We start from the raw sequence: 7,390 nt of genomic DNA on the forward strand, positions 1-7,390 counted from the left end.
ACCGCCTGAATGAACTGCGTCGCGTGCAAGAAGCGGCATCATTCAAGTGGGACCGTAAATGGTACGTTTTTTTGTTGCACATTACTCGCAGGTTTTCAGCCTGACGCTGCCACTCCACTGCTCAGATCACATGGATCTGGGCCGCTTTTGCCACCGCTGAAATTTTATTGCTGACGTTCAGTTTCCGCATGCAGCTGCACACATGGAAATTCACGGTTCGTTCGGAAAGACAGAGAATCCTGCCCACTTCCGACGCTGTCTTGCCTTCGGCAGACCACCTCAACACTTCGATCTCTCTGGGCGACAGGTGGTATTTTGGCTTGATTGCCAGGGCGTCAGACAATTTTTTGCTGGCGAGTACGTGCAGCCTTTGACTGGCGAAGATGGCATAGCCGAGGTTTGCGTAATGTTCCTCGATATCAATGGGGCAATGGCTCCGGGCCAGGCTGAACAGGCTACAACGTGCCCCCTGGTCGTCATGAACGGATTGGGTCCAGCCATACCTGAGTCCCTGTCGATTAAGTTCTCGCCATAACTTGGGGGCCTGAGCGAAAACAGTCTCATCCCACAAGATGGGGAGCGGTGATTGATTGCAATGTGCTACTAACGGATCGTTCGACGCATAGCCATTCTGTTCATAAAGTCTGTCCCATCCATAAGGGTAGTTATTCAGGTTCACCTTGCTGGTGTGCTTGTCGGGGCTTCCGAGATAGGCTGCAAATGCGCAATATTCAAATCCCTGATTGTTAAAGAAATTCAGGACCAGACGATAGGCCGTCTGCAGGTCTTTTTCACAAGACAACTTTCTCAATAGCAAGTCCTTCCACCTTTCCATCGCTCTCTCCTGGGTTGATTCGTCCATGCGGATCCAATCCATGATGCGAAATTTCAGTGTAGGACTATTCTTAATTTGTAGTGAGTTTTTTTTGGTTCGCTTACATTTGGAAATGTTTAATAAAATAAACTTTTAAATTAATTTCGTTACAGTAGTTGCAGCCTTGTATAGGTTTGGTGAAAGTTTTGGCCGATGGCGTGGAACTAGTGACTAAAGTGCTATTACTCGCCGTTGGTGGTGAAGACGCTCGCTTTGCGGGACACTGTGAGCCTTGTCCCCTTGGAGTGGCTCATGACCGACAGCGCAGAGAAGTTCACCCGTCAAACCCTGCTCGATGTCCAGCCGTTGACACCTCATCTGTTTACTTTGCGTACGACCCGGGATCGCGGCTTTCGCTTCCGGGCGGGTCAGTTTGCCCGCCTGGGAGTGGTCAAGGCGGACGGGACCACCGTTTGGCGGGCATATTCCATGGTGTCTTCGCCGTTCGACGAGTTCCTCGAGTTCTTTTCCATCGTGGTACCCCATGGTGAGTTCACCAGTGAACTCAGTCGCTTGCAGCCGGGTGACGAACTGCTGGTGGAGCGGCAGGCCTTCGGCTACCTGACGCCGGATCGTTTCGTCGACGGTCGGGATTTGTGGCTGCTGTCCACGGGGACGGGGGTGGCGCCGTTTCTTTCGATCCTTCAGGATTTTGAGGTATGGGAGAAATTCGAGCGGATCATCCTGGTGTACAGCGTGCGCGAGGCACGAGAGCTGGCGTATCAGGAGTTGATCAAGGACCTGCCCCAGCGCGATTACCTGGCCGAGTACGCTCATAAGTTTCGTTTCATCGCCACCGTCACCCGCGAGCAGCATCCGGGGGCGCTCAATGGGCGGATTACCACGCTGATCGAAAATGGCGAGCTGGAGCGAGTGGCCGGTGTAGCGCTGACGCCGGAGCATTCGCGAGTGATGTTATGTGGCAACCCGCAAATGATCGACGACACGCGCAAATTGCTCAAGGCCAGGGGGTTGCAACTGAGCCTGACCCGCAGGCCAGGCCAAGTGGCGGTGGAAAACTACTGGTAGCCCGATGTCGATCAGTTGGGGTTATGGCAGTGTCCGACCGGTTCAGGGCCGTTCGTTCTGAGCCTTGAGCAGGTCGCGAATTTCGGTGAGCAGCAGTTCTTCCTTGGTCGGAACCGGTGGCGCGCTGGGAGCTACGGCTTCTTCGCGCTTGAGGCGGTTGATGGCCTTGACGCCCATGAAAATGGCGAACGCCACGATGATGAAGTCAATGGTGCTCTGGATGAATTTACCGTAGGCCAGCACCACGGCAGGCGCATCACCCTGGGCGGCCTTGAGAGTGATGGCCAGGTCACTGAAGTCCACCCCTCCGATCAGCAGGCCAATTGGAGGCATGACCACGTCGCCAACGAATGACGAAACGATCTTGCCGAAAGCGGCACCGATGATGATCCCGACGGCCATGTCGACGACATTGCCCTTGACCGCGAAGGCCTTGAACTCGCTTAGCACGCCCATGAGTTATTCCTTGTGACAGATGAAAGACGATTGGCAGTGTAAATCAGCCCAACGAGTCCCGCTCGAAACACCGGCTTACAAAGCTTCAGTTATCGACCCGGCCCCGAGTGAAAAGTTTTCAAAGTGCCATCAATCGCGCGTGATACGCGGATTCAGGCCGCGTCCCCACAACGTTTTTTCTATCGGCACGGTACGGCATTTCTATTTAGGTTTTCCTTTTTCGAGCACTAGCCTCTGCATGGCGCACATGGATGCGCTCTATAACATCAGAGGAACACGCCTATGAATACTTCCCTTGGCTACGGGCCTTATTCCCATCGCCGCGCTTTTTTTGTGCTGACCGCGAGCCTTTTGTCCTTGTCTGTCAACGCGGCCACCCTGACCCGGGACAACGGTGCGGCTGTCGGCGACAACCAGAACTCGCAAACGGCGGGCCCCAACGGTCCAACCCTGTTGCAAGACGTGCAGTTGATCCAGAAGCTCCAGCGCTTTGACCGTGAACGCATCCCCGAGCGCGTGGTGCACGCCCGTGGTACTGGCGCCCACGGCACATTCACGGTTTCCAACGATCTCAGCGACCTGACCAAGGCCAAGGTCTTTGCCGCAGGCCAGGTCACGCCAGTGTTCGTGCGTTTTTCTGCCGTGGTACACGGCAATCATTCGCCGGAAACCCTGCGCGACCCCCGTGGTTTCGCCACAAAGTTCTACACCGCCGATGGCAATTGGGACTTGGTGGGTAACAACTTCCCGACCTTCTTCATCCGCGATGCCATCAAGTTTCCAGACATGGTCCACGCCTTCAAGCCTGACCCCCGGACCAATCTGGACGATGATTCACGTCGTTTCGATTTCTTCTCCCACGTACCAGAGTCGACGCGCACCCTGACCGAGTTGTATTCCAACTCCGGAACACCGGCCAGTTATCGTGAAATGGACGGTAACGGCGTGCATGCTTACAAACTAGTTAACGCCAAGGGTGAAATTCACTACGTTAAGTTTCATTGGAAAAGTTTGCAGGGGCTGAAAAACCTCGATCCGAAAGAAGTGGTGAAAGTTCAGGGTCAAGATTACAGCCATATGACAAACGATCTGGTGGCTCATATTAATAAGGGCGACTTCCCGAAGTGGGACTTGTACGTCCAGGTACTGAACCCACAGGACCTTGCCAAGTTTGACTTCGACCCACTGGACGCGACCAAGATCTGGCCGGGTGTGCCTGAGCGAAAAGTCGGGCAAATGGTCTTGAACCGCAATCCGGCGAATGTCTTCCAGGAAACCGAACAGGTGGCCATGGCGCCTGCCAATCTGGTGCCGGGTATCGAACCTTCCGAGGACCGTCTGCTCCAGGGGCGAGTCTTTTCCTACGCCGACACGCAGATGTACCGGATAGGCGCCAATGCCCTGCAATTGCCGATCAATGCCCCCAAGGTGGCAGTGAACAACGGTAACCAGGACGGCGCGATGAACCCTGGCAGCACCAGCACCGGCGTGAACTATCAGCCAAGCCGCCTGACGCCGCGTGAAGAACCGCAAGCGGCACGCTACAGCCAGACTGCGCTGACCGGCAGTACCCAGCAGGCGAAGATCCAGCGTGAGCAGAACTTCAAGCAAGCCGGTGATTTGTATCGTTCGTTCAGCAAGAAAGAGCGTGATGACCTGATCGAAAGCTTCGGCGGCTCTTTGGCGACCACCGATGACGAGAGCAAGCACATCATCCTGTCGTTCCTCTACAAGGCTGACCCTGAGTACGGCACTGGCGTGGCCCGTGTCGCCAAAGGCGACCTGGCCCGGGTCAAGGCCCTGGCGGAAAAACTGAGCGACTGATTCACAGTCCGATAAGTGCATAGCCTGTGGGAGCAAAGCTTGCTCGCGAAGCAGGCGCTGCGGTCTGAAGCCAGACCGAGTTGTCTGCATCGCGGACAAGCCATGCTCCCACAGGCGTATGCCAGAGGAGACGTCATGATGCGCAGATTCTTTTTATCGATGCTGGCGATCTGGTCAATGGGCGTACTGGCCGATCAGCCAATACCCACTGAGCCGGCGGCCGTACAGGAACAATTGCAAAACTATTATTTCGACGCCGCTCGCCGCGGTGATGTGCCGATGCTCGATACCTTTATAGAGGCCGGTTACTCGCTGGATACCCGGGATGAGAAGGGCTACACCGCGCTGATTCTGGCGGCCTATCACGGCCACGGCCCGGCGGTGGAGCGGCTGCTGGCGGCGGGGGCCGATGCCTGTGCCCAGGACAAGCGTGGCAACACGGCGTTGATGGGCGCCATTTTCAAGGGCGAAGTGCAGATTGCCCGCCGTTTGTTGGCCACCGATTGCAGTCCGGACCAACGCAATGGTGCCGGGCAGACTGCGGCGATGTATGCCGGTCTGTTCAAGCGTGATGAATTGCTCGACGCCTTGAAGGCCAAGGGCGCCGACCTGGAGGCCAAGGATCCGTTGGGCAATACCGCGATGGGCCTGGCCAAGGGTGAAATCAGAATGCCGGCCCCTCAGTGAACCTTCACTGGGCTATCATCGCGGTTTTGACCCCGGAGTTCAGATGGCCAAGGCAAAGCGCATGTACGGCTGCACCGAGTGCGGCTCGACCTTTCCCAAATGGGCCGGCCAGTGCAGCGAGTGCGGGGCCTGGAACACCCTGACCGAAACCATGGTGGAGAGCGGCGGAGCGGCGGCGCCCACCGGTCGCACTGGCTGGGCCGGGCAGCAGGCGCAGATCAAGACCCTGGCCGAAGTCAGCGTCGAAGAAATTCCACGTTTCTCCACCGCGTCCGGTGAACTGGACCGCGTACTGGGCGGTGGCCTGGTAGACGGTTCGGTGGTGCTGATCGGCGGCGATCCGGGTATCGGCAAATCCACCATCCTGTTGCAAACCTTGTGCAACCTTGCCACCCGCATGCCGGCCCTGTACGTCACCGGCGAAGAGTCCCAGCAGCAAGTCGCCATGCGCGCCCGGCGCCTGGGGTTGCCCCAGGACCAACTGCGGGTCATGACCGAGACCTGCATCGAAACCATCATCGCCACGGCGCGCCTGGAAAAACCCAAGGTCATGGTGATCGACTCGATCCAGACCATTTTCACCGAACAACTGCAATCGGCCCCGGGCGGCGTGTCCCAGGTGCGCGAAAGCGCGGCGTTGCTGGTGCGCTACGCCAAGCAGAGCGGCACGGCGATTTTCCTGGTGGGCCACGTCACCAAGGAAGGTGCGCTGGCGGGGCCACGTGTGCTGGAGCACATGGTCGATACGGTTTTGTATTTCGAGGGCGAATCCGACGGGCGCCTGCGTTTGTTGCGGGCGGTGAAGAACCGCTTTGGTGCCGTCAACGAACTGGGTGTGTTCGGCATGACCGACCGGGGCCTGAAAGAAGTCTCGAATCCTTCGGCGATCTTTCTGACACGTGCCCAGGAAGAAGTACCGGGCAGCGTGGTCATGGCGACTTGGGAAGGCACCCGCCCGATGCTGGTGGAAGTGCAAGCGCTGGTGGACGACAGCCACCTGGCGAACCCGCGTCGGGTCACCCTGGGGCTGGATCAGAATCGGCTGGCCATGCTGTTGGCGGTGTTGCATCGACACGGTGGGATTCCGACTCACGACCAGGACGTGTTCCTCAACGTCGTGGGTGGGGTCAAGGTGCTGGAAACCGCCTCGGACCTGGCGTTGATGGCGGCGGTCATGTCCAGCCTGCGCAACCGGCCGTTGCCCCACGATCTGTTGGTGTTCGGCGAAGTGGGGCTGTCGGGCGAAGTGCGGCCGGTGCCCAGTGGGCAGGAGCGGCTCAAGGAGGCGGCCAAGCACGGTTTCAAACGCGCCATCGTGCCCAAGGGCAACGCGCCGAAGGAAGCGCCAGCGGGGTTGCAGATCATTGCCGTGACACGCCTGGAACAGGCGTTGGATGCGTTGTTCGAGTGATACCGCAGCCCTGTGGCGAGGGGATTTATCCCCGTTGGGCTGCGAAGCAGCCCTAAAACCTGACAACTCGGTGTTTCAGGTCGATTGGCGTCGCTTATTTGGGGCTGCTTTGCAGCCCAGCGGGGATAAATCCCCTCGCCACAAGGGATTGGCGTTGATTCAGATCCGGATCAACGCCGCCAACTCCCGCTCCAGCTCATCATGATCGGCCAGGTTCAGCTCTACCAGTCGGCGCAGGTGGGCGATGGAGTCCAGGTCGATATGCTCGCAGACGAAGCCCAGGTGGCCATGATCGTCGTGGCGTAACCGGACTTTCATCCTCACGGCCTCCTCTTTTTCTTTGCTCAGGTGGATAACGGCTATGAAGGGTTCCTCGGGATTACCGAGCCAGGGTTCGGGCTTTTCAATCAGCAGGCCTTTGAGAGACACGTCCAGCAACTTCACCGGCCAGATGAAGGGCTCCTGGCTCAGTTCGGTCCTGGCATGGAATTCGATTCGTACGAAGCGGCGACGATCGCTCATTACGTATTCCCTCTGAAGATTCATTGACTATAGACCCTGCTGGCGGAGCATCGTCACCGTTTGGCCGCCGACAGACGAATGTCGGGTATGGCCTTTGTCCTGGTTAGCGCTAAACTCCAGTGGCTGTCTTTCTTGTCCACCCTGGCTGGAATATAAAAATGAAAAACAATAATAGCCTGCTGCGCCATCTACCCTGGCTACTGCTGGCCGTCGTAGGAGCGTGCGCCCTGGGCGTCGTGGCCTTGCGTCGAGGCGAGGCGATCAACGCCCTCTGGATCGTCGTCGCAGCCGTGGCCATCTACCTGGTCGCCTATCGCTACTACAGCCTCTTCATCGCCAACAACGTGATGCAACTCGATGCGCGCCGGGCCACCCCCGCCGTGCTCAACAACGATGGCCTGGACTATGTCCCGACCAACAAACACATCCTCTTCGGCCACCACTTCGCGGCCATTGCCGGCGCGGGGCCGCTGGTCGGGCCGGTGCTGGCGGCGCAGATGGGCTACCTGCCCGGCACGCTCTGGCTGATCGCCGGCGTGGTGCTGGCCGGTGCGGTGCAGGACTTCATGGTCCTGTTCCTGTCCACT

Annotated in this window: 8 protein-coding genes; 5 read left to right on the plus strand and 3 right to left on the minus strand. The window is 58.1% G+C overall.

Translation table 11 applies throughout. The features are described from left to right. Nucleotides 1-121 precede the first annotated feature (121 nt). Nucleotides 122-862, minus strand: a complete 741-nt coding sequence (locus tag AC30D9_RS26885; RefSeq protein ID WP_245150873.1) for an autoinducer binding domain-containing protein — start codon at nucleotides 860-862, stop codon at nucleotides 122-124. Between the two features lie 264 nt (nucleotides 863-1,126). On the opposite strand from AC30D9_RS26885, the gene AC30D9_RS26890 reads away from it, so the two are divergent. Next, the gene (locus tag AC30D9_RS26890) at nucleotides 1,127-1,903 is read left to right on the plus strand and encodes a ferredoxin--NADP reductase (RefSeq protein ID WP_490145206.1); all 777 of its coding nucleotides are present in this window, start codon (nucleotides 1,127-1,129) and stop codon (nucleotides 1,901-1,903) included. 42 nt (nucleotides 1,904-1,945) lie between these two features. On the opposite strand, the gene mscL is transcribed toward AC30D9_RS26890, so the two are convergent. Then, complete coding sequence (mscL, locus tag AC30D9_RS26895) at nucleotides 1,946-2,359, minus strand: large-conductance mechanosensitive channel protein MscL (RefSeq protein ID WP_072411386.1); 414 nt, start codon at nucleotides 2,357-2,359, stop codon at nucleotides 1,946-1,948. A gap of 282 nt (nucleotides 2,360-2,641) precedes the next feature. On the opposite strand from mscL, the gene katB reads away from it, so the two are divergent. From katB to radA, 3 genes are all read left to right on the plus strand, one after another. Next, nucleotides 2,642-4,183, plus strand: a complete 1,542-nt coding sequence (gene katB / locus AC30D9_RS26900; protein ID WP_307575112.1) for a catalase KatB — start codon at nucleotides 2,642-2,644, stop codon at nucleotides 4,181-4,183. 138 nt (nucleotides 4,184-4,321) lie between these two features. Then, nucleotides 4,322-4,870 (plus strand): ankyrin repeat domain-containing protein, encoded by a 549-nt coding sequence (locus AC30D9_RS26905; RefSeq protein WP_134926699.1) that lies wholly within the window; start codon nucleotides 4,322-4,324, stop codon nucleotides 4,868-4,870. A gap of 43 nt (nucleotides 4,871-4,913) precedes the next feature. Next, the gene (gene radA / locus AC30D9_RS26910; RefSeq protein WP_030140305.1) at nucleotides 4,914-6,281 is read left to right on the plus strand and encodes a DNA repair protein RadA; all 1,368 of its coding nucleotides are present in this window, start codon (nucleotides 4,914-4,916) and stop codon (nucleotides 6,279-6,281) included. 159 nt (nucleotides 6,282-6,440) lie between these two features. Here radA and AC30D9_RS26915 read toward each other — a convergent pair whose 3' ends face one another. Beyond that, nucleotides 6,441-6,803, minus strand: a complete 363-nt coding sequence (locus AC30D9_RS26915) for a PilZ domain-containing protein (protein ID WP_134925899.1) — start codon at nucleotides 6,801-6,803, stop codon at nucleotides 6,441-6,443. Between the two features lie 158 nt (nucleotides 6,804-6,961). On the opposite strand from AC30D9_RS26915, the gene AC30D9_RS26920 reads away from it, so the two are divergent. Continuing rightward, nucleotides 6,962-7,390, plus strand: a 429-nt coding sequence (locus AC30D9_RS26920) for a carbon starvation CstA family protein (RefSeq protein ID WP_490145207.1), incomplete at its 3' end; no start/stop codon positions are given.

Source organism: Pseudomonas sp. DF11, from assembly GCF_058148565.1.